We start from the raw sequence: 21517 nt of genomic DNA, 5'->3' as shown, positions 1-21517 counted from the left end.
TTACGGCCAGGACCGGCACCGCGACGAATTCGCGCGGCGTGTTGAGCGGTTGAGTTTTCGGCGTGTCACATTAAACCTGCAGTTTAGGGTTATGCTCAGCACACATCGAACAACGGCAGCCAGTAGCCCATTTCACCCGCCCGCGCGCCCGATGACCGTAGCGCCCCGCTCGCCTGGGCGTCGGTGAGCGACAGCATTCCGGTGACCAGCATCAGCCACGTCCGCGGGTCCGTCTCCACCACGTTGGGCGGCGTGCCGCGGGTGTGTTTCGGGCCGGCCACGCATTGGACCGCGACGAACGGCGGGATCCGCACCTCGACGCTGGCTCCGGGCGCGAGGGCGGCCAGGGTGCGGGCCGTGAGCCGGACGGCCGCCGCGAGGGCGCCGCGCTCCGGCGCCGGGCAGGATTCGTCGCGCAGCCAGTCCGCGACGGCGATCACGGCTGCACGCGTCTTGGCCGGATCGGCACTATCACAGGCTGCCATACCTTAGGGTCTCAAAGTCTTGGAGCGTCGTCGCTCGCGGCCGCCGCCCCCTTACAAGGCCGTCGTCCTCTTGACGATCGTGGTCATGGGACTCGTCGGGTTGACCCTGCACGCACAGTTCCGCGGCGACCTCACCCCGAAGACGAAGCTGACCATAGTCGCCCCGCGGGCCGGTTTGGTGATGGATCCCGGCTCCAAGGTGACCTATAACGGGGTCGAAATCGGCCGGGTGTCCCGCATTTTCGCGATCGACCGCAACGGCAGACCCGCCGCCAAGGTGGGCTGGACGTGATGCCGAAATACGTGGCGGCGATTCCGGTCAACGTGGTGGCCGAGGTCAAGGCGACCACCGTGTTCGGCAACAAGTACGTCGCTCTGCGATCTCCGAACAACCCTGCGCCACAGTCTGTTATGCCGTCGACCGTGATCGATGCTACATCGGTGACAACCGAATTCAACAGCTTGTTCGAGACACTGACCTCGATCGCCGAGAAAGTCGATCCGGTCAAGTAAACTTGACGCTGCCCAGGCGTTGACGGGGCTGGGCGAGAGATTCGGCGCCTCGTTGATCAACGGCAACGCGATCCTCGATGACCTGAACCCACAACTGCCCACGCTGCGTTCCGACATCGCGCAGCTGTCGGCGCTGGGTTACACGTACGCCGACGCCGCACCCGAGTTGTGGGACGCGCCCGACCATGCGGTGACGACCGCGCGGACGCTCGACCGGCAACAAGGCGACCTGGACGCGGCGCTGCTGGCGGCGGGTTGGGCGATAGCGGGGCCGATGTGTTCGCTCGGGACGGACCGTATCTGGCCCGTGGGGCGGCCGATCTCACTTCCTCCAGCCAGCTGCTCGTCGAGTACATCTCCGAGATCTACTGCACTATAAGCAATTACAACTAGGTTGCGCCGATATTAACAATGCGCTCAGGGACAACGGCTATGCGCTGGGCGCCCACTCCTCGGGATCTGTTGCGGGAGCACCGAATCCGTATATCTATCCGGAGAACCTGTCAACTCCAGGGGCGGGCCCGGTGGGCGGCCTGGTTGCTGGCAGTCGATCACCCGCACGCTGTGGCCGGCGCCCTACCTGGTGATGGACACCGGCGCGAGCATCGCCCCGTACAACCACTTCGAGGTTGGTTCACCGCTGGCCGTGGAGTATGTGTGGGGTCGCCAGGTGGGCGACAACACGATCAACCCGTGAACCGTCACAACTGGCGTGGCTCAGCCAAACAAGCGCGGCAACACCGCTTCGGAGGTCGCACGCAGTTCGGCCAACGGCACCGTGAACAGGCCCTGGACTTCCACTTCATCCGAATCCTGGTCGACGACGCCGATGCGTACGGCCGGAAGCCCCCGCGCCTCGCACATTGACCGGAATCGACTTTCCTCGGTGCGCGGCACCGCCACCATTACCCGGCCGGCGGATTCGGAGAACAGCATCACAAACGGATCGGTGCCCTCGGGAAGGACTATGCGGCAACCGGTTTCGTCGGCCAGCGCCGATTCCACGATGGCTTGGGCCAGGCCGCCTTCGGACAGGTCGTGGGCGGCGGTCACCAGTCCGTCGCATGATGCCGCGTTCAGCACCTCGGCCAGCAGCTTCTCCCTGCCCAGGTCGACCGCGGGGGGTACCCCACCCAGGTGCTCCGCGTTCACCTGCGCCCAGATCGATCCGTCGAACTCGTCACGGGTGTCGCCGAGCAGCAGCAGGCTCTCCTCCGGCTCAGTTCCGAAGGCGATGGGGATGCGCCGGTCGACGTCATCGATCACACCGAGCACCCCGACCACCGGAGTGGGCAGGATTGCGACCGAACCGGTCTGGTTGTAGAAGCTGACGTTGCCTCCGGTCACCGGGATGCCCAGGGCCACACAGCCATCCGCGAGACCGCGGACGGCTTGGGAGAACTGCCACATCACCCCGGGGTCTTCGGGCGAACCGAAGTTGAGACAGTTGGTCACCGCGACCGGGACGGCGCCGGTGACCGCGACGTTGCGGTAGGCCTCGGCCAGCGCCAGTTGAGCGCCGGTATAGGGGTCGAGCTTGGTGTAGCGGCCCGAGGCGTCGGTCGATATCGCGATGCCGCGGCCGGTGGATTCGTCGATGCGTAGCACCCCGCCGTCGGCGTGCTCGGCCAGCACGGTGTTGCCGCGCACGTAGCGGTCGTACTGCTCGGTGATGAACGCCCGGCTGCACAGGTACGGACTGCCCAGCAGCGCAAGCAAGGTCGCGTGCAATTCGTCGCCGGTGGTAGGCCGCGGCAGCTCGGCCGTGGTGTCCGCGTTCAAGGCGTCCTGCGATTCGGGGCGGACCACCGGACGCTCGTACACCGGGCCCTGGTGCGCCACAGTGCGGGGCGGCACGTCGACGACCGTCTCGCCGTGCCAGGTGATTTGCAGCCGGTCACCGTCGGTGACCTCACCGATGACCGTCGCCAGCACCTCCCACTTGCGGCACACCGCCAGGAACGCGTCGACGTTTTCGGGTGCGACCACCGCGCACATCCTCTCCTGGGACTCACTGGACAGGATCTCGGCCGGGGTCATGTTGGCCGCCCGCAGCGGAACGGTCTCGAGCTCCACGCGCATCCCGCCATCGCCAGCGGATGCGAGTTCCGAAGTCGCACAAGATAATCCGGCACCGCCGAGGTCCTGGATGCCAATCACCAGCCCGGCCGCGTACAGCTCGAGGCAACACTCGATGAGCACCTTCTCGGTGAACGGGTCACCCACCTGCACCGATGGCAGCTTCTTACGGCCGGGACCGCCGCCCTCGTCGCCGCCGAAGGTGTCCGACGCCAGGACGGACACGCCGCCGATCCCGTCGAGGCCGGTGCGTGCACCGAACAGGATGATCTTGTTCCCGGCGCCGGAGGCGAACGCGAGGTGCAGATCTTCCTTGCGCAGCACCCCCACGCACAGCGCATTGACCAAGGGGTTGCCGGCGTACGACGCGTCGAAGACGGTCTCGCCGCCGATGTTGGGCAGACCCAGCGAGTTGCCGTAGCCGCCAATTCCGCGGACCACGCCGTCGAGCACCCGGCGGGTGTCCGGCGCGTCGGCGGCGCCGAAGCGCAGCTGGTCCATCACCGCGACCGGACGTGCGCCCATCGCCATGATGTCGCGCACGATGCCGCCGACGCCGGTGGCCGCGCCCTGATAGGGCTCGACGTAGGACGGATGGTTGTGCGACTCTATCTTAAAGGTGACGGCCCATCCGTCGCCGATGTCGACGACGCCCGCGTTCTCGCCGATCCCGGCCAGCATCGCGGCGCGCATCTCTTCGGTCGTGGACTCACCGAAATAGCGCAAGTGGACCCTCGACGACTTGTACGAGCAGTGCTCACTCCACATCACCGAGTACATCGCAAGCTCGGTGTCGGTGGGCCTGCGACCGAGGATCTGGCGAATCCGCTGGTACTCGTCGTCCTTGAGGCCCAGTTCGTGGAACGGCTGCGGGTGATCGGGGGTGGCGGCTGCGTGTTCGACGGTGTCCGCCACGTGGGTGCGGGCGCTCGTTCCGGAGACAGTCACGCCCACAGTCTAGAGAGCTAACCGCCACGCAGCAGGCGGTCGCTTTCGGGGTCGGCCGGATAGAACAACTCGACGGCCAGTTCGGCAAGCGTGATGTCGAGCGGCGTGCCGAACGTCGTCAACGTGGTGAACATCGACAGGCGGCGGCCGCCGGCGTCGAGCACGAACGGAACCAGCAGCGACGCCCCGTCCAAGGGCGTGGTTCGCGCTCGCGCGGCCGCCGCGACGCCGGGGTACCGGCCGGACCTCTTCGCCGAGCGTCTGCAATCCCGGGTCACCGGTGAGCGCGATGGTGCGGCGCAGCTGGTGCAGCAAATAACCCGCCCATTCGGCGAAGTTCAGGGTGCGGGCGACGAGCCCGTCGGTATGCAGGCACAACCGGTAAACGTTGGCGGGCGGTCTGAGCAGTTCCTCAGACAGTCCCGCGGTCAGCGCGGACGCGGCGGCGTTGGCGCCCACGATGTTCCAACAGCGATCGATGACCACACCCGGATACGGGGTCGTGCGTGTCGAGGAGACGCTGCACCGCGTCGCGTGCCGGGGACAGCGCGGCGTCGTCGAGCGGGCGCGCCTGATAGCGCTGCGCGAAGCCGGCGGCCAATAACAGCGTGTTGCGCTCGCGCAGCGGGATGTCGAGACCTTCTGCGAGCGTGAGCACCATCTCCGGGCTGGGCCGGGAACGGCCGGTCTCGATGAACAGATGCCGCGCCGACACTCCCACGCTCAGCGACAGGTCGAGCTGGCTGACCCGTCGACGGGTCAGCCATTCACACAACAAGGCACCGACCGGCGCATGGCTCATGCCCTAACGGTAGCCAGCGGTGGTAGCCACCGCGATGACCTCGGAGGTAATTGTGCGCCGCACCGCGCCGGAACACGCTGGGGGCGAACGTGCTCGAACGAAGCGCCCGAGGGATGGAGGAATCATGACCAACACCGCATCCGCCGCACCGCGGTTCGGCGCCGAGGTGTTCGCGGCGTTCTGGGCCGCTCCCGACATTTCGCGCGGGTTGCCCATTTTGGCCGACGACATCGTCGGCTACTGACCGAGCGACCCCAAGCCGGTCCGGAGCATCGAGGCATACACAGCCTAGATCACCGAAATACTTTATGCTGCACCGGATTTTCAGCTCGAGGTGGTCGACAGCGCGACCGTCCCGGGCGCGGTCAAGGGAGGGGAACTGTGTTCTTGCACTATACTGGTCGGGGCACCGGGCCGGCCGGCCCGTTCCGGCTGCGGGGGTTGGACCGGGTTCGTACCCGCGACGGGATGGTCGTGGAGAACGTCATCCGCTACGACCCGCTGTTCCTCGAGCAGCGCTGAGGCTCATTCGACGATCTGGGCCAGCGCCGAGGCGGTGTCGAGTTCGGCGTAGCGATCGAATACCGTTGCGCCAGTGTGACAGACACGTCGGTGCGCTGCCACGCCCCGGCGCTCGCAGTGACCAGCCACAGCGTCAGCCCGTGGGCGACGGAGCCCGGTAACGCAACCAGATCTCCTAGGCGCCGGGGAGCTCGTCGGCCGGCAGACCCAGCGCGTCCTGGTATTCCGTGAGCAGGTCGCGCTCGCTGCGCCACCGGTCCTCGACGGTCAGCGCACCCTGAAGGAAGTAGCCCAGGTCCAACGACCAGTTGCCGCGGCGAGTGACCTGCCAGTCCAGAAAGCCGACCTCGCCGCTGGGTAGCAGGTAGGTGTTGCGATGTGCGGGTCGCCCTGCAACAGGGTCTGAGGCGCGGTGGTCAGGGTCGCGACGTAGGGCTTCCAGATCGAGTCGATCAGCGTGTCGATTGTCAACGACGTCACCGCGGCGGGCGTGTCGGCGCCGAGTCGTTCGAGCGCGACCGGCAACGGCGCCGCCTCCATGCCCCGCCACGGCAGGAATGGCTCCAGCCAACCCAGCACCGGCTCACGCCGCACCCGCTCACCAGTGCCGGCCGGGTGCATGCGGGCCAGGCCGCGCACCCCGGTGGCGGCCTGCTCGACCGTCATCGGTCGGGTGCCGTCGCGCGGGTCGACACCCCTCGCCCGCAAATCCTCCATCACCATCACGAAGTCGTAGTCGGCCTCATCGATCAGCGGCGTGGACCACCGGATGCTGCCAGCGGCAGCTCGATCCCACACGTGAAAAGCCGAGGTTCGTGAAACTTGCCGCTGGTCAGCCGGATCAGCATCTTGTGCGCGGGGTCGGCGGCCTTGACGAAGACGGTGGCCGGTCCGTTGCCGTGCCAGTAGGTGATACGGAGCCGCGCCCGGCGGTTGGTGCCGTCATCACGCAACTCAACGGTGACGGTGTCGACCACCGCATCGAGAAAATCCGCGGCCAGCGCCGCCGACAGCCGCGCCGGCGTGATCTCTTCCCAGGTCCTCGGCACGGACAACGACGCACTCACCGGTGAGTCCTTTCATAGAAACGACACGTATCGTTTCCTAACTCGTCACGATGAAGGTAGCCGACCCCGCGCCGGTGCCCGGCGAACGGGTGGGGCGTCCGCGCGACAGCCGATTGCACGACGCGATTTTGGACGCCACCCGCGAACTCCTGACCACGGGCAGTTACGCCGAATTGTCGATGGAGAGTGTCGCGGCCCGCGCGGGGGTGGGAAAAAGACGCTGTACCGGCGGTGGACGTCGAAGGCGCCGCTGGTCGCCGAAGCGGTGCTACAGGCGTACAGACGGTCGGGGTCGTTCCGGTCGCACAGACCGGGCCATCCGCGACGACCTTCAAACGCGGCTCGACGAGCACGCCGAGTTCTTGGCTGAGCCGTCCAACGCCGCACTGGTGCGAGCGCTCGTCGCCGACACCAGCGGCCCAATGGTGGAACCGCACGGCAGGCCGGCGCGATGCTCGGGCGCAAGGCCGCGTCGGTCAGCGGGTCGCAGCTCACCCACTATTTCGCAGACAAGGGCACCTTGATCCGCGAGGTGGTCAGGCGCCAGATCGCTGGGGTGCTCGACTTCCATCGGCAGTCCAGCCGGGACCTGGATTCATTCACCGATTTCGAGCGCTGGATCGATCTCAACATGCGCTACCTGCGACGTATCGGGACCTCCGGCGGTACGCCCACTGACCACGCACTGGTTGCGCAGTTGGCCAAGTCCGACGACACGACGCGCGCCACCCTGGCGACCGGCTACTGGCAGTGGGTGGCGTTACTCGAATCCGCGATCCAGCGCATGAAGGGCAACGGCGTCCTGATCCCCGGCGCCGATCCGCGACGCCTGGCCCTGGCCATCATCACCGCGCACCAGGCGGCGGCACCTGCGGGTGGCGGTCACCGCCGCCGTCGACTACGTGCGGTCCCTCACCGTCGAGGCAAGCAAACGTCGGCCGTCGATCGTCGCACAGCGGCAACGACGCAAATCCTGAGCCACCCGCGCCAGCACTGGACATATTTGGGTCTTCCAGCCCAATAATTATTGGGTCAGACGGCCCATAATTGCTGCGTGTGTCGATATCAACGTCTCCTCGTCGATATCGAAAAGAGGCAGTTCCATGAGCACCACCAGCGGCACCCTGCCCACCGCCCCAGCCGTGTTACGCGAGCAGCCCGGCGGGGAAACCATGCGCTCCATCGTCCTGAACGGGTTCGGCAGACCCGACAGCCTGGTCTACACCGAAATTCCCAAGCCACGGCCCAAACACGGCGAAGTGGTGATCGAGGTGAAGGGGTTCGGGATCAACCATGCCGAGCTGCACATGCGCCGCGGCGAATGGGCCGAGGCCCGGAAGTCAGCGGCATCAAATGCATCGGGATCGTCGATTCCTGCCCCGGCAATGAATTTCCGGTCGGCGCCAAGATCGCCGCGCTGATGGGCGGCCTGGGACGAACGATCAACGGAAGTTACGCCCAATACACGCGGGTGCGGGCAGCCAACCGCCTGCCCTATCTGGCTTTGGGCTGTGGGGCCGGTGCGAATGTCATTGCCACCGCACGCAACCCGCAGCGCTTTGCGATGCTGGAGGGCTTGGGCGCCGCACGTGTCGAGCAGGAAAGGCGCGACCTCGCGGCGCACATCGCCGAATCCAAGCGGATCGATGCCGTGCTGGACCTGGTCGGCAACAGCACTATCCTCGACTCGCTGGACATGCTGCGCCGTGGCGGCATCGCCTGCCTCGCCGGATGGCTGGGCGGACTCGACCCGATCGGCGACTTCAATCCGCTGCTGCGCATGGCCAGCGGTGTGAACCTGAACTTCTTCGGCAGCTTCGTTTTCGGGACGCCCGGCTTCCCCCTGTCCGACGTGCCGCTTCAGGACATCGCGCGGCAGGTGGCCCAGGGCGAGCTCGACGCAACGCCGTCACGCGTCTTCTCGTTTGACCAGATTCACGAGGCACACCGGATCATGGAGGCCGGGCAGGCCGACAGAAAATGGTCGTTGTCATGAACTGAAACGGTGTAACCACACACCGTCTCTGACAACGACTTTCGATGAAGGGGGTGACGACGATGGGATTGTCATGGCAGCAAGGTCCTCTGGACACCGGATCGGTCGGCCAGTTCCTGACTGCGCAACCGTTACCGCCCCGGCTGCTCTACGCCGAGCCGTTACGTAGCCGCATGCGGGTCCGCTTTGCGGACCGGTGGATCGCCAACAGCGAGGACGTGGTGCTGCTGCATGAGCCGGGACGCTATCTGGTCGCGTATTTTCCGGCAGCGGACATTGACGGGGACGTCCTGGTCACCGAGGACTGGGTGACCGCGCACCAAGATCTCGGGGCCACCCAGTGGTTCACCGTGCGAGCCCTGCAACGGGACTTCGCGCACGCGGCGTGGCAGCACATCGCCCTGCCTGAGCATGCCGCGCTGTTGGCTGGGCGTGTGGCGTTCGGGTGGCGCGCCATGGACGCCTTCTACGAAGAGGACGAACGCATCGTCGGACGCGTCCGGTGCCTATCATCGCATCGACATCCGCTCCACCTCACGTCATCTCGTGGTGCGACGCCGATCGGGTGGTTGCCGACACACCGCCTGTTGGCATTGTACGAATCCGGCTTTGCGCCACGTTGGTACGTGCCGCGTGACGATATCGACGACTCGGAACTAAAACCCGTTGCGGGACGACCTCTCGGGTCAGCACTTTGCGGCCCAAATCCTCTACGGCCCGCGCCGTCTCCGCTAACTCCTCGGAGGTGGCGGGGGTACCACACTGTGGTGGAGACCGGGGCGCACACATCGACGGCGAGCCCGCGCGCGGCTCCGGTGACGAGCGCGACCTGGCCTTCCAGACTCTTGGTTTCTGCGTTCACGGATTCCCCCTCTACTTCGATCGTGAGCACCGTCAGCGGCCCTGACAACGACGCGCTAACTCGATGGAGGCTGCGCCTCCTACCCGTGAGGGGACCGCAGGCGACCCATAACAAACTCGGAGGAGACGGATGCGATAACCGATTCACTGAATCACGCAGTGCCGCAGCTTTCCCGTGTCGTCAGGCGGTCAGGATGGCGTCTAGGGCCGAGTAGAACAGACCCAGCCCGTCGTCGGACGGCCCGGTCAATGCCTCGATCGCATGCTCGGGGTGCGGCATCAGCCCGACCACCCGTCCGTTGGCCGAGCTGATTCCGGCGATGCCGCGCATCGACCCGTTGATGTTCTCGTGGTACCGAAAGACCACGCGCCCCTCGCCCTCGAGCTCGTCGAGCACCTTGTCCGGCGCCACGTAGCGCCCTTCACCCGATTTCAGCGGAATCAACAAGTCGGCGTCGGCATCGAAACGCGACGTCCAGGCCGTGGCATTCGAGGCGACCCGCAGCCACACGTCGCGGCAGACAAAGTGCAAACCCGCGTTGCGGACCAGTGCACCGGGCAACAGCCTGCTCTCGCAGAGCACCTGAAAACCGTTGCAAATTCCCAACACCGGCATACCCCTGCCTTTGTCGTGGATCACTTCGGACATGACGGGGGCAAGTCTGGCGATGGCACCGGCCCGCAGGTAGTCGCCGTAGGAAAACCCGCCCGGCACCACCACCGCGTCGACCTTCTTCAGGTCGGCGTCGGCGTGCCACAGGCTGATCGCCTCCGCACCGACCCGGCGTACCGCCCGAGCGGCGTCGACGTCATCGAGCGTTCCGGGGAAGGTGATGACGCCGATCCGCGCGCTCACAGCGCTTCCCGGCTGATCGACCACTCCTCGATCACCGTGTTGGCCAACAGCGATTCCGCAATCTCGGCGAGCACGGAATCGTCGACGGAATCGTCGATCTCCAGCTCAAACCTTTTGCCTTGACGGACATCTGAGATTCCGGGATGTCCAAGTCGGCCCAGCGCGCCGACAATCGCCTGTCCCTGCGGGTCGAGAATCTCCGCTTTGGGCATCACATTGACGACCACCCGTGCCACCGGCGTTCCTCCTGACGATTTGCTACCGGCCCCAACTCTACCGGCGGTCACCGGCCCCGCGCGGCTTACGGGGCCGTAGGCGATGTAGGCCCCACACAGCGGCGCCGTCATCGCATCCAGCTGTTTCGTGTCGGGCATCGACGGCCAGGGCACCTGGGGCGGCCCCGATGACCACAGCCTCAACTCGCTGATCGTGCTGCTCGCGACGTGTGCGGCCAGGTAGGTGTGCATAATCACCGGTCCGCTGATCACCGCGGCCATCCGGTTTGTCTCGTCGGTGGTGATCGACGGTGATTGCAGCGGCGCCCCCTGCTGGCAGGCTCGCAGCACCGCGACGGCATTGGTGAACACCGATTCCGCGATGGCGCTGCCGTGCGCCGTGTCGCCGCGCCAGTGCAGGATCTGGGCCTGTAGCTGCTACTGTCCGTCAGGCTGCACGACCGTCGTGACGGGTCGAGACCGCCGAGAGGCGGGGGTCCTGAGGCAGCGGCAGCGTTGCGCACAGCTCCTCGAACCGAAACCGCGGGCCCGGCCTGATCCCCGTCGTCTGTACCCTCCACCAGGCGACGGCGACCGGTATCGTCGCGAAAACTACCCGCACACAACCACCCTCGTCAGGGCACAATCGTAGACATGCAACTGACGCATTTCGGGCATTCATGCCTACTTGCCGAGTTCGACCACACTAGCGTGCTCTTCGATCCCGGCACTTTCGCGCACGGCTTCGAAAGAATCACCGGCTTGTCCGCCATCCTGATCACCCACCAGCACCCGGATCATGTCGACCCGGCACGGTTGCCGGCGCTGATCGAGGCCAACCCCGATGCCGCGCTATACACCGACTCGCAGACGGCGGCGCAGCTGGACGCACCGTTTCAGGTCGTGCACGTGGGGGACGAGCTGCAGATCGGCGAGCTGAACGTCCGGGCCGTGGGCGGACGGCACGCGACCATTCACCCGGAAATCCCTGTGATAGAGAATCTTTCGTATCTGGTGGACGACGGGGACCACCGGGCCCGGTTGATGCATCCCGGCGATGCGTTGTTCGTGCCCGACGAGCCGGTGGACGTGTTGGCCGCGCCGGCTGCCGCGCCGTGGATGAAGATCGCCGAGGCCATCGACTACCTGCGCGCGGTCGGCCCGGCCCGGGCGGTGCCGATTCACCAGGGCATCGTCGCACCTGCGGCGCGCGGCATCTACTACAGCCGCTTCGCCGAGATGACCGACACCGATTTTCAGGTGCTGCCCGAAGAATCCGGGGTCGCCTTCTAGCGCTGTGCACGTCGAATCAGCTGATGTCGTCGGCGCAGCGGCCGGCGACCCGGCCTTCGGGTCGGTCAGCCGGTGCGGCGGCACCACCCGGCCCAACCGGTCACCCAGGTATCCGTGGGCCTCGCGGATCGCGGTGATCTGACCGTCCCTTGCTGAACTTGTTGGTCACCTCGCGGTCACGCGCGGTGACCTCGGCCTCGAGCTTCGCATAGTCCAGTGGGATCACGTCAGGCAGCTTGTTCATCCCGGTTACCAACTTGCGCAACAAGTTTGCGCTGACGAAGTCCACCCCTCGGTCGACGAAGGCTTGGACCGGACCGTGCGCACCGGAACTGACCCTGTTACGCAGCAGCGCCCGCACACTCTGACCGGTCAGATCCGGATTCTGCTCCTGCCCGGAAAGTGCGAATTCTTTCTCAATGATCTCGACGTTCAAGATGAACCAGGTGTAGTCGTACCCGGATCTGGTGATGTACTCGCAGGTGCCCAGAGTGTCGAAGCCGGAGTATAACGGAACCGGCAATCGGGTCGTAGTTGGTGATGCCCTCGGTGTAATGCCACATGCGGTCCGGGTTGATCACGCAGGCCCCCGCCTGCTGGGAGATGCCGAGCTGCGGCCGTCCACGTGCGCCAGCACCCCACTGAGCATCTGCTCGGGCACCCGGCCCATGCGTTTGGGCCAGTTCTTGCGCACCAGCTCGTGGTTGCCACCGATGCCCCCGCTGGTCACAATCCGCGGAAGAACGGAATTCGAACTGCCCCAACACTTTCCGGTAAGACGGTTTGCCGCGAGGTTCAGTCGAAGGCTCCAGCACGGGGCCCCGCACCCCGGCCACCGCGCCGGCCTCGACAATCAGCTCGTCCACTTGGTGACGGTGCGCGAACCGGTCGGTCGCGATCGCGAAGCCGACGAGCGAAGATGTCGACCAACGCCGGCCTGGTGCCCCAGGTGATATGGAATCGGGGAACGGAATTGCCATGCCCTTGTGCGTTGTAGCCACCTCGTTCGGCCCAGCCGACTTACGGAAAGAGCTTCAACCGCGCTCGCGCAGCCAGCTGCGCTTCTCGCCTGCGGCGAAATCCACGTAGGCCTGCGTCCACTGCCGGCCAGTAGTCCTCTTCGCGATCGAATGCCGCAGTGCCCAACCAGTCCTGCAGGGCGAGCTCGTGGCTGTCCCGGATGCCCGGCCGACGCTGCTCGGGGCTGTCCACGAAGAACAGGCCGCCGAACGACCAGAAGGCCTGCCTGCTCCCAGGTTGGCGCTGTTCTCCTGGTCGAGGACGAGGATCCGCAAACCGCGGTCCACCAACTCGCACGCGGCCACCAGGCCGAATAGTCCCGCCCCGACGATAGATGACGTCAGCAGCGAAGTTCGCTGCCGAAGAATCGCTCATGCCGGACCAGCGTAGTGGCCAGAATCCAGTCGGCGGGCTCAGGCCGCGTCGAGGATCGCTCTGTCCGGACGCCAGTGGTACACCGTAGGAACGCAGCCGTGCATCGACGCCAGGGTCGACGGCATCCAGCATCATTTGTAGCGGCCCGCGTTTGCGTAATTGCCGTGCCGCGACGGCAACCCGTACAACGCCGCCGCGGCGTGCGATCCGCTCGGCCGACAGCACCACTATCCGGCACCACCACGGCTCGGTCAGGAAGCCTTCGCCGATGCCCAACACGCGAGCCCGAACGGTCGTGTGCTGGACCAGGGCGGTGACCCCGTGTAGATCAGCGAGAAGTCGAAAGCCATTATGCGGAAACGCTTTAACGACACCAGGCGACACCGTCCAGCCCGGGGTGGCGAACAGTCGGGTACGCAGCCCGGTGTGCTCGAGCACTCAGTCGGCGGCCATCAGGCGCAAATTGGCCTCGTGCGCACGCAGCAGGGCGAACTCACCGCGCCGTTTCTTGGTGGCCGCATCGGCGTAACCGCGCAGCATGATCTGAGTCGCCACCGGCACAGCGGGCCGCTAGCCATTCGACGGTGCGCGGATCACGATCAAGCCGGTAGTCACCGGAAAGGCGCGGAGCCACCAGCAACGAAACGGGCACCCGGCGGGCATCCATTTGGGCACAGAACGCCTCAACGTCGTCGAGGGTGCGGTCGGCTATCCCCGAGGACCGAGACGATCAATTTTCCAGGCACAACCGAAGCTTGACGAGCTCAGGTGTCGAAATGGTGAAGGACACGCAGACGAGAGGCGTATATCAACGCAAACGGCAGACGCCATTATGTATGCGCGCTCTATCGGGGGCCGGGCCGCAGCGATGACGCGGGGCGGGAGCAAGTACGTGCCGGTCCGCGTCGGAAATCGATTCGATATGCTAAGCAACGTCATGGAAAAGGCCCGTTCTGCGGCGGGCGACGCCCCGCTGCCCACCACCCCGCCGGGTTGTTGGGTGCGGGCGAATGGTGTTTATCCGGACAAATTGGATGCCCCGCTGCTGCGGATTTCCGGTGTCTGCCTGCTGGCCACGATCATGGCGATACTCGACGTCACGGTCGTCACTGTCGCGCAACGCACTTTCATCACCGAGTTCGATTCCGACCAGGCCGTCGTCGCATGGACGATGACCGGCTACACGCTCGGGTTGGCGACGGTGATCCCGTTGACCGGGTGGGCTGCCGACCGGTTCGGCACCAAACGAATATTCATGGGCTCGGTGGTGGCGTTCGTGCTGGTCTCACAGCTTTGCGCGGCGGCGTCGAATATTCTGCAACTCATCGTGTTTCGCGTAGTGCAAGGTGTCAGCGGCGGCATGCTGATGCCGCTGGGATTCGTGATCATGACACGCGAAGCGGGCCCGGGACGGCTCGGGCGCCTGATGTCGATTCTGAGCATTCCCATGCTGCTGGCGCCGATTGCCGGGCCGATCCTGGGCGGGCTGGCTGATCGATACCTCCAGATGGCGGTGGATCTTTTTGATCAACCTTCCGATCGGATTGGTGACGCTGGTCCTGGCCGGCATCGTGTTCCCCAGGGACCGACGCGGTCCGAGACGTTCGACGTCGTCGGCGCAGTGCTGCTCTCCCCGGATTGGCGACGTTCCTGTTCGCGGTGTCGTCCATCCCGCGCTGCGGCACGGTCGCCGATCGGCGGGTGGTGCTGCCGGCGACCATCGGCTTACTGCTGATCGGCGCGTTCGTCGTGCATGCCTTGGCGTCGCGCGGATCACCCGCTGATCGATCTGCGGCTGTATCAGAACCCGGTCCTAAGGCAGGACAACGTGACGATGTTGTTGTTCGCCGGGGCGGGCTTTTTTGGTGCCGGCTTGCTGCTGCCGAGTTACCTGCAGCAGGTGCTGCACCAGACGCCGATGCAAGCCGGGGTGCACCTGATCCCCTAGGATCCCCTAGGGGATCAGGTGCCATTGCTGACCATGCGACTGGCGGGGCCGTTGGTGGACCGGCAGGGCCCGGGAAAGTTGTGCTGGCCAGCATCGCAATGATCATCGCCGGCCTCGGCGAGTTCGGCTTCGGCGTGGCCAGGCACGTCACGTACCAACCGATCCTGCTGGTTGCGCTGGCGATCATGGGCCTGGGGATGGGTGCACGATGATGCCGTTGTCGGTCGCATCGGTGCAGGCGTTGGCGCCGCATCAGATCGCGCGCGGCACGACGCTGATGAGCGTGAGCCATCAGGTGGGTGGGTCGGTGGGTACCGCGCTGATGGCGATGATCTTGACCAATCAGTTCAACCGCAGCAACGACATCGTCGCGGCGAACAAATTGGCGGCGTTGCAGCAAAAAGCTGCAATTTCGGGGGTGCCCGTCGACCCGTCACAAATACCGCCGGAGGCATTGGCGCCCAGCTTTTCCGCCAATCTTTTGCACGACCTTTCACACGTCTATACGACGGTGTTTGCGGTCGCGATGGTGGTCGTGGCATTCACCTTCATACCAGCGGGATTTTTGCCAAGGAAGCCTGCCACCTTGACGGCCGCCCGATAAATGCCCGCTGCGCCGCCCCGCTTTCTGGGCGACGCGGCCCGCCGATCGGGGTAAGGCGCACGCCAGACGGCAAGAGCAGGAGGTGAAACCTCCTGCTCACGCAGTAAACACGCAGCTAAGTGCCATAGTATACCCAAGCCCCAACACAATAGAACGGCCTCGATATGCTCAGCCGCATGCTGAGCGACGCCATGGGACGAGCGCGTCCCGCAGCCCCCAGCGTCGCCGCGCCGCAAACCTCCACGCCGGTCCAGGGCGCGAGCACGCAGGACTATCCCGACAAGCTCGACGCCAAGTTGCTTCGCATCGTCTTCGTGTGCGGACTGACCTGCATCATGGCAATGTTGGACAGCACCGTCGTCGCGGTCGCCCAGGGCACTTTCGTCACCCGGTTCAATTCCGATCAGGCCGTCGTCTCGTGGTCGGTCGCGGCCTACATGCTGGCGTTTGCGACCGTGATCCCGATAACCGGATGGGCGGCCGACAGATTCGGCACTAAACGGCTCTTCATCGGCTCGGTTGTGTTGTTCATGCTCGGCTCGCTGCTCTGCGCCATGTCGCCGAACATCGCGATGCTCATCACCTTTCGGGTAGTCCAAGGTATCGGCGGCGGCATGTTGATGCCGGTGAGCTTCGTAATCCTCACGCAGGAGGCCGGCCCGAGGCGAGTCGGCCGGCTCATGGTGATCGGCGGCATTCCGATCCTGCTGGGCCCGATCGGCGGGCCGGTCCTGGGCGGCTGGCTGGTCGGCACCTACGGCTGGCAGTGGATTTTTCTGATCAACTTGCCGATCGGTCTGGTCGCGGTGGTCCTCGCCGCTTTCACTTTCCCCAAGGACCGTCCGGCACCGGCGGAAGCGCTCGACATCGTCAGCGTGCTATTGCTGCCGCCCGGCGTCACGTTGTTTTTGGCTGGGGTGTCGTCCGTGCCGGCGGAGGGCACGATCCTCAACCGCTACGTGCTGGGGCCGACGATTCTCGGATTGATATTGGTCGCCGCATTTGTCTTTCATTCCTTTCGTGTCGAGCACCCGCTTATCGACCTTCGGCTATTCAAGAATCGCGCTGTGACCAACGCGAATTTAGCCCTGCTGGTGTTCGGCGCTCCTTTTGTCGGCGTCGGTCTGCTGGTTCCGAGCTATTTCCAGCTGGTGATGCATCAAACACCGATGGAATCCGGCATGCATTTGGTGCCGGTCGGCGTGGGCGCTGTATTGACGCTGCCGCTCGCCGGGACATTCATGGACAAACACGGACCCGGCAAGGTTGTGCTGGTCGGCCTGACGACCATGGCGATCGGCCTGGGCATCTTCACCTACGGTGTAGCGACGCAGGCCGCCTTCTCCCCGGTGCTGCTGGTCGGCTTGTCGATCATCGGCCTCGGCGTCGGCTGCACCACGTCGCCGTTGTCGGCCGCGGTGCTGCAGGCACTGGCCCCGCATCAGGTCGCGCGCGGTACCACGCTGGTAACGGTCAACCAGCAGGTGAGCGGATCGATCGGGGCCGCGTTGATGACGGTGATCCTGACCCAGCTGTTCAACCACAACCAGAGCCTGATGACGGCCAACAAGCTTGTAGCAGCGCAACAACAGAGCACAGGTCAACGCCTGCCGATCGAATCCGCGTACAGCGCTTGGAAGGGTCTGGGCCCCGACTTCGCAAGCAGCGTGGCGCAAGGCTTTTCGCACGCCTACACGGCGGTGTTCGTGTTCGCCGTCGCCTTGATCGTCGTAACGATCATCCCCGCCGCGTTTCTGCCGATGAAACGACCGGAGCCCCAGGTAGATTCAGACGCCGCTCAACAGCTGGCCGACTAACCATCGAACAGCATCGTCGCGATCCGCGTCACCGTTTGCATCGGATCGGCCTCTTTGACGTCAGCGTTGACCGCACTATTAAGCCAAAGTGTCGAAAAGCCGTGTACCAGTGACCATGCTGCGAGCTGTGCCCCCGCCGAGTCGGCCTGGGCGCGAGGGTCACTCAATGTCATTACGCCCCGCGCTAATTCGTCTGCGGCGGCGGCTTCCGCCGCAGCCAGTTCGGTGTTCGCCGAATCCAGCAGCGACCTGTTGAACATCACCTGATAGTGCCCGGGGTGGTCGAGGGCGAACCGAACGTACGCCAGCGCGGCACCGGCAAAGTCACCGCGCGCGTCTCTCAGCGCGTCGGCCAGCAGCCGGAAGCCCTCTGCGGCCAGGGCAGTGAACAAGCCGCGACGATCGGCGAAGTGGTGAGCTGGCGCGGCATGTGACACACCCACGGCGCGGGCTAGCTCCCGCAGCGAGATACCGTCCGCGCCGCGGACGGCCACCAGCCGCGCGGCTTCGCCAAGGATTACGGCGCGCAGGTCGCCGTGGTGATAGTTGCGACGGTCCACGGGCCCCAGCATAGCGGGCCAATTTTGACAGTGGCTAGATTACCGCCGTACGGTGGGATCCGTATCTTGTCACTGTCTAGATGGGATGTGAGATGGCCCCGCTGATCACGTTGTTGCTGGGCAGCTTTCTCGCCGCCATTGTCGGCCGGCTCGGCGTCGGCTACCTGGACGGGTGGGGCTGCGCCGATTGCCGTCGGACTGGCCGCCATGTTCGCCCTGACCGGTATTGCGCACTTCGCGCCCCCGCTGCGGCGCGACCTCGTCGCGATCGTGCCGCCCGGGTTACCCGCACCGGCCCTGCTCGTCAGCATCACTGGTGTGCTGAAACTCGCGGGCGCCGCCGGGCTGCTGGTGGCGGCCACCCGGGTGATCGCGGCGTGGTGCCTGCTGGTGCTGATGCTGGCCATGTTTCCGACCAACGTTTACGCGTCACGGATGCCCGCGCCGCCCAAGTCGATGACGACGCGGCTGCCGTCACGCACTCTGGTCGAGGTGGTCTTTCTCGCCGCTACCGTAGCGGTCGCGGTCGGCAACTGACAGCAGCCAGGCGTACTGAAACGCAGTTTCCTGCCATGCCCGGTAACGGCCACTGACGCCGCCGTGACCGGCCGCCATCTGGGTCTTCAGCAACACCGTGTTGCCGTGCGGGTTGGCGTGCCGCAGCGCAGCGACCCATTTGGCAGGTTCCACGTAGTAGACCCGGGTGTCGTTGAGCGAGGTCATCGCCAAGATGGCGGGATAGGTCTTGGTCTCGACGTTCTCATACGGCGAGTATGACTTCATGTATGCGTAGACTTCGCTGTCGTTCAACGGGTTTCCCCATTCGTCCCACTCGGTGACGGTGAGCGGCAGCGATGGGTCCAGGATGGTGGTCAAGGGGTCGACGAACGGAACCTGGGCGAGGATCCCGGCGAACAGATCCGGCGCCATGTTGGCCACCGCGCCCATCAGCAACCCACCGGCACTGCCGCCCAACGCTACGATCCGGTCCGGGCGAGTCACTCCTGAGTCCACCAGATGCTGTGCCGCCGCGATGAAGTCGGTGAACGTGTTCTTCTTCTCCAACAGCTTGCCGTGCTCGTACCAGAGCCGGCCCATCTCCCCGCCGCCGCGGACGTGGGCAATGGCGAACACCATGCCCCGATCCAGCAGTGACAGCCGCGCTATGGAAAAGCTTGGATCCGTGCAGATTTCGTAGGAGCCGTAGCCGTAGATGAGGGTGGGTGCGGGAAAGTCCAGACCCGTCCGATACACGATCGAGACCGGGATCAGGGTGCCATCCGGGGCCGGCGCCCAGTCGCGACGCTCGACGTAGTCATACGGTCGATAGTAGCCGAGGACGGGTTGCTCCCGCAGCAGCGTGCGCTCGCCGGTGCGAAGGTCGATGTCGTAGATCCGCAGCGGCGTGACGAGAGATCCCGCCCTGACCCGCAGCTTCGGCGAAACCCAGTTCGGATTGGCGCCCAGGCCCGACGACATCAGTTCAGACTCGAACGCGATCTCGTCCGGCTCACCGTAATTGCCGTCGGAAGCGATGGGCCACAACTGGATTCGCGGTATAGCTTCACGTCGATATCTGATCACCAAATGACTGGCAAAGGCGTCCGCCGCTTCGATCCGAACGTCGTCGCGGTGCGGGATCAGCGTTCGCTGCCGTGTCGGATCGCTGACCGGGGCCTCGGCGAGGGTGAAGTTCACCGCGCCGTCGTTGTGCAGGATCAGGAAACGATCCTGCCCCCCGACTATCGCGTGCTCCACCGAATACTCGACGCCTTCCCGGCGTGGCAACACCACGGTGAACTGAGCCTGCGAGTCGCGCGCGTCGGCGTAATAAACCTCGGAGGTGATGGACGAACCGGAGGCAATGAAGACGTACGCTTCGCTGCGGCTGAGCCCCACCCTGAGCCAAAATCGTTCGTCGGCCTCGTGATACACCAATTCCGCCGGGTCGCCGGAACCCAGCCGATACCGCCACACCTTGTCCGGGCGGTGGGCGTCGTCCAGAGTCAGGTAGTAGACGGTCCGGTTGTCCGCGGCCCAGGTCACCCCGCCCGCGATGTCGGCGATCTCGTCCGGGTATTTCTCACCGGTACGTAAATCCTTGAACCGCAAGGTATACTGCTCGTCACCAAGGGTGTCGACGGAGTAGGCGAGCAGATGGGCATCCAGGCTCACCAGGGCAGCGCCCAGCGCGAAGAAGTCGTGCCCGTCGGCCTCCTCGTTGGAATCGAGCAGAATCTGCTCGCCCGGGATGTTGGTGTTCTCGTCCAGCGCAGGCGGATCCCAGTCGTCGGGATCGGCGACCGGGCACCGGCACTGAACTCGGTACTGTTGTCCCTCGAACGTGCGTGAGTAGTACCACCATCCGCCTTGCCGGGTGGGCACCGACAGGTCGGTTTCCTTGGTGCGTACTTTGATCTCGTCGAAAATTTTCTGCCGCAAAGGCTCCAGATAATCCAGCGTTTGGTCGGCGTAGTCGTTTTCCGCCTTGAGGTAGTCGACGACCTCGAGATTGGATTTATCGCGCAACCACTCATAGGGATCGATGAAGACGTCGCCGTGGTGCTCACGAGTGGTCGGAACGCGCTTGGCGACGGGCGGTGGCGGTGTGGCATCGGCCTGCGTCATTCCGCCGGTCCGATCCAGTCACCGAAACTCAACCCGGAGATCCGCTCATAAGCATTGATGTAGCGGTCGCGGGTGGCGTCGATGATCTGCTGCGGCAACGGCGGTGGCGGTATGGAGCCGTGCCGGTCCCAACCGGACTCGGGACTGGTAAGCCAGTTGCGGACGAATTGCTTGTCGAAACTGGTCTGCACCACGCCGACTCGGTAATCCTCGGCCGGCCAGTACCGCGACGAGTCCGGAGTGAAGATCTCGTCGGCCAGCAACAGATTGCCGTCCTTATCGGTGCCGAATTCGAACTTGGTATCGGCGATGATGATTCCCCTCGTCAATGCGTGCTCGGCGGCGTGGACATAGATCTGCAGCGTGCGGTCCCGCAGCTGATTGGCACGATGCTCACCCACCAGCTCGATCACCCGGCCAAAGGTGATGTTCTCGTCGTGGTCGCCCAACGCGGCCTTGGTGGCCGGCGTGAACAGTGGCTCGGCGAACTTGCTGGCCTCGACCAGGCCGGACGGTAGCTCGATGCCGCAGACCCGTCCGGTCGCCTGGTAGTCTAACAACCCGGAGCCGGTCAGATATCCGCGAGCCACGCATTCGACTGGCATCATCTCGAGCTGCCGTACCACCAGCGCGCGGCCCAGCACCTCGTCGGGGATGCGCGGATCATCCGGCGGTCCGACCAGGTGATTGGGGACGTCCGTACGTCCAGCGACGAGGCCGAAAAAGAACACGCTCATCGCGGTCAGGATGCGTCCCTTGTCCGGGATGGTGCTGTCCAGGACTAAGTCGTACGCGGAGATCCGGTCGCTGGATACCAGCAACAGATGGTCGTCATCGACGCGATAGAGCTCACGGACCTTGCCCCTGGCCAAGTGCTGATAGTCGGACAGTGCAGGGCGCATCGGGCCAGCCTATCGGGCGTCGCCAC

General features: G+C 65.1%; 15 protein-coding genes and 9 pseudogenes. 10 read left to right on the top strand and 14 right to left on the bottom strand.

Going from position 1 to position 21517, the window contains the following annotated elements; all coding sequences use genetic code 11:
* Positions 1-95: 95 nt before the first annotated feature.
* The gene (locus FQ389_RS04175) at positions 96-485 is read right to left on the bottom strand and encodes a sterol carrier family protein (RefSeq protein ID WP_144206130.1); all 390 of its coding nucleotides are present in this window, start codon (positions 483-485) and stop codon (positions 96-98) included.
* Between the two features lie 85 nt (positions 486-570).
* Here FQ389_RS04175 and FQ389_RS19010 point away from each other — a divergent pair.
* Positions 571-1695 (top strand): annotated as a pseudogene (locus FQ389_RS19010) (MCE family protein).
* Positions 1696-1715: 20 nt separating this feature from the next.
* Here FQ389_RS19010 and purL read toward each other — a convergent pair.
* The 4 genes and pseudogenes from purL to FQ389_RS21140 form a co-directional block, all read right to left on the bottom strand.
* Positions 1716-3992, bottom strand: a complete 2277-nt coding sequence (gene purL, locus FQ389_RS04145) for a phosphoribosylformylglycinamidine synthase subunit PurL (protein WP_186296263.1) — start codon at positions 3990-3992, stop codon at positions 1716-1718.
* 50 nt (positions 3993-4042) lie between these two features.
* On the bottom strand, positions 4043-4189 hold the full coding sequence (locus FQ389_RS21150) for a hypothetical protein (RefSeq protein ID WP_313901954.1): 147 nt from the start codon (positions 4187-4189) through the stop codon (positions 4043-4045).
* A 136-nt stretch (positions 4190-4325) separates the two neighbouring features.
* Positions 4326-4484 (bottom strand): annotated as a pseudogene (locus FQ389_RS21145) (transcriptional regulator); the annotation flags it as partial.
* A complete protein-coding gene (locus tag FQ389_RS21140; RefSeq protein ID WP_313901953.1) occupies positions 4438-4827 on the bottom strand; it encodes a helix-turn-helix domain-containing protein in 390 nt (129 codons plus the stop codon). The gene FQ389_RS21140 and the pseudogene FQ389_RS21145, both read right to left, overlap by 47 nt.
* A 381-nt stretch (positions 4828-5208) precedes the next feature.
* On the opposite strand from FQ389_RS21140, the gene FQ389_RS19005 reads away from it, so the two are divergent.
* Entirely contained in the window at positions 5209-5349 is a 141-nt protein-coding gene (locus tag FQ389_RS19005) for a hypothetical protein (RefSeq protein ID WP_260860485.1), read from the top strand.
* Between the two features lie 3 nt (positions 5350-5352).
* On the opposite strand, the pseudogene FQ389_RS22075 reads toward FQ389_RS19005, so the two are convergent.
* A pseudogene (locus FQ389_RS22075) lies at positions 5353-6416 on the bottom strand (phosphotransferase).
* A gap of 50 nt (positions 6417-6466) precedes the next feature.
* Between FQ389_RS22075 and FQ389_RS04125 the strand changes: the two are divergent.
* From FQ389_RS04125 to FQ389_RS22070, 4 genes and pseudogenes are all read left to right on the top strand, one after another.
* A complete protein-coding gene (locus FQ389_RS04125; RefSeq protein WP_407662753.1) occupies positions 6467-6940 on the top strand; it encodes a TetR family transcriptional regulator in 474 nt (157 codons plus the stop codon).
* Complete coding sequence (locus FQ389_RS04120; protein WP_186296258.1) at positions 6868-7440, top strand: TetR/AcrR family transcriptional regulator; 573 nt, start codon at positions 6868-6870, stop codon at positions 7438-7440. Before FQ389_RS04125 ends, FQ389_RS04120 begins: the two co-directional genes overlap by 73 nt.
* A gap of 79 nt (positions 7441-7519) precedes the next feature.
* A pseudogene (locus FQ389_RS04115) lies at positions 7520-8417 on the top strand (zinc-binding dehydrogenase).
* A 39-nt stretch (positions 8418-8456) separates the two neighbouring features.
* On the top strand, positions 8457-9488 hold the full coding sequence (locus tag FQ389_RS22070; protein ID WP_407662752.1) for a DUF427 domain-containing protein: 1032 nt from the start codon (positions 8457-8459) through the stop codon (positions 9486-9488).
* Here FQ389_RS22070 and purQ read toward each other — a convergent pair.
* The 3 genes and pseudogenes from purQ to FQ389_RS04090 all read right to left on the bottom strand — a co-directional run.
* Positions 9455-10129: a phosphoribosylformylglycinamidine synthase subunit PurQ gene (gene purQ, locus FQ389_RS04100; protein ID WP_144206125.1), complete on the bottom strand. Its 675-nt coding sequence runs from the start codon at positions 10127-10129 to the stop codon at positions 9455-9457. The genes FQ389_RS22070 and purQ overlap by 34 nt on opposite strands.
* Complete coding sequence (purS, locus tag FQ389_RS04095; protein WP_144206155.1) at positions 10126-10365, bottom strand: phosphoribosylformylglycinamidine synthase subunit PurS; 240 nt, start codon at positions 10363-10365, stop codon at positions 10126-10128. Before purS ends, purQ begins: the two co-directional genes overlap by 4 nt.
* A gap of 69 nt (positions 10366-10434) precedes the next feature.
* Positions 10435-11022 (bottom strand): annotated as a pseudogene (locus FQ389_RS04090) (ATPase); the annotation flags it as partial.
* Here FQ389_RS04090 and FQ389_RS04085 point away from each other — a divergent pair.
* Entirely contained in the window at positions 10999-11637 is a 639-nt protein-coding gene (locus tag FQ389_RS04085; protein ID WP_144206124.1) for an MBL fold metallo-hydrolase, read from the top strand. The pseudogene FQ389_RS04090 and the gene FQ389_RS04085 sit on opposite strands and share 24 nt — an antisense overlap.
* Before the next feature lie 48 nt (positions 11638-11685).
* Here FQ389_RS04085 and FQ389_RS23050 read toward each other — a convergent pair.
* Both FQ389_RS23050 and FQ389_RS04075 read right to left on the bottom strand, forming a co-directional pair.
* Positions 11686-13032: pseudogene (locus FQ389_RS23050) on the bottom strand (FAD-dependent oxidoreductase); the annotation flags it as partial.
* A 38-nt stretch (positions 13033-13070) separates the two neighbouring features.
* Positions 13071-13778, bottom strand: a pseudogene (locus FQ389_RS04075) (DUF2334 domain-containing protein).
* A 176-nt stretch (positions 13779-13954) separates the two neighbouring features.
* Here FQ389_RS04075 and FQ389_RS04070 point away from each other — a divergent pair.
* Positions 13955-15584, top strand: a pseudogene (locus tag FQ389_RS04070) (DHA2 family efflux MFS transporter permease subunit).
* A 176-nt stretch (positions 15585-15760) separates the two neighbouring features.
* Positions 15761-17401: a DHA2 family efflux MFS transporter permease subunit gene (locus tag FQ389_RS04065; protein ID WP_144206123.1), complete on the top strand. Its 1641-nt coding sequence runs from the start codon at positions 15761-15763 to the stop codon at positions 17399-17401.
* Here FQ389_RS04065 and FQ389_RS04060 read toward each other — a convergent pair.
* A complete protein-coding gene (locus FQ389_RS04060) occupies positions 17398-17961 on the bottom strand; it encodes a TetR/AcrR family transcriptional regulator (protein ID WP_144206122.1) in 564 nt (187 codons plus the stop codon). The two genes, FQ389_RS04065 and FQ389_RS04060, sit on opposite strands and share 4 nt — an antisense overlap.
* Before the next feature lie 92 nt (positions 17962-18053).
* Here FQ389_RS04060 and FQ389_RS04055 point away from each other — a divergent pair.
* Positions 18054-18498 (top strand): annotated as a pseudogene (locus tag FQ389_RS04055) (DoxX family protein).
* On the opposite strand, the gene FQ389_RS04050 reads toward FQ389_RS04055, so the two are convergent.
* Together FQ389_RS04050 and FQ389_RS04045 are read right to left on the bottom strand one after the other, a co-directional pair.
* The gene (locus tag FQ389_RS04050; RefSeq protein WP_144206121.1) at positions 18436-20589 is read right to left on the bottom strand and encodes a S9 family peptidase; all 2154 of its coding nucleotides are present in this window, start codon (positions 20587-20589) and stop codon (positions 18436-18438) included. The pseudogene FQ389_RS04055 and the gene FQ389_RS04050 overlap by 63 nt on opposite strands.
* A complete protein-coding gene (locus FQ389_RS04045; RefSeq protein ID WP_144206120.1) occupies positions 20586-21491 on the bottom strand; it encodes a phosphoribosylaminoimidazolesuccinocarboxamide synthase in 906 nt (301 codons plus the stop codon). Before FQ389_RS04045 ends, FQ389_RS04050 begins: the two co-directional genes overlap by 4 nt.
* Positions 21492-21517: the final 26 nt, after the last annotated feature.

It is taken from the genome of Mycobacterium tilburgii (assembly GCF_902168065.1).
GTDB lineage: Bacteria > Actinomycetota > Actinomycetes > Mycobacteriales > Mycobacteriaceae > Mycobacterium > Mycobacterium tilburgii.
The sequence above is the reverse complement of the archived record's forward strand: the minus strand, read 5'-3'. Positions and strand labels throughout refer to the sequence as shown.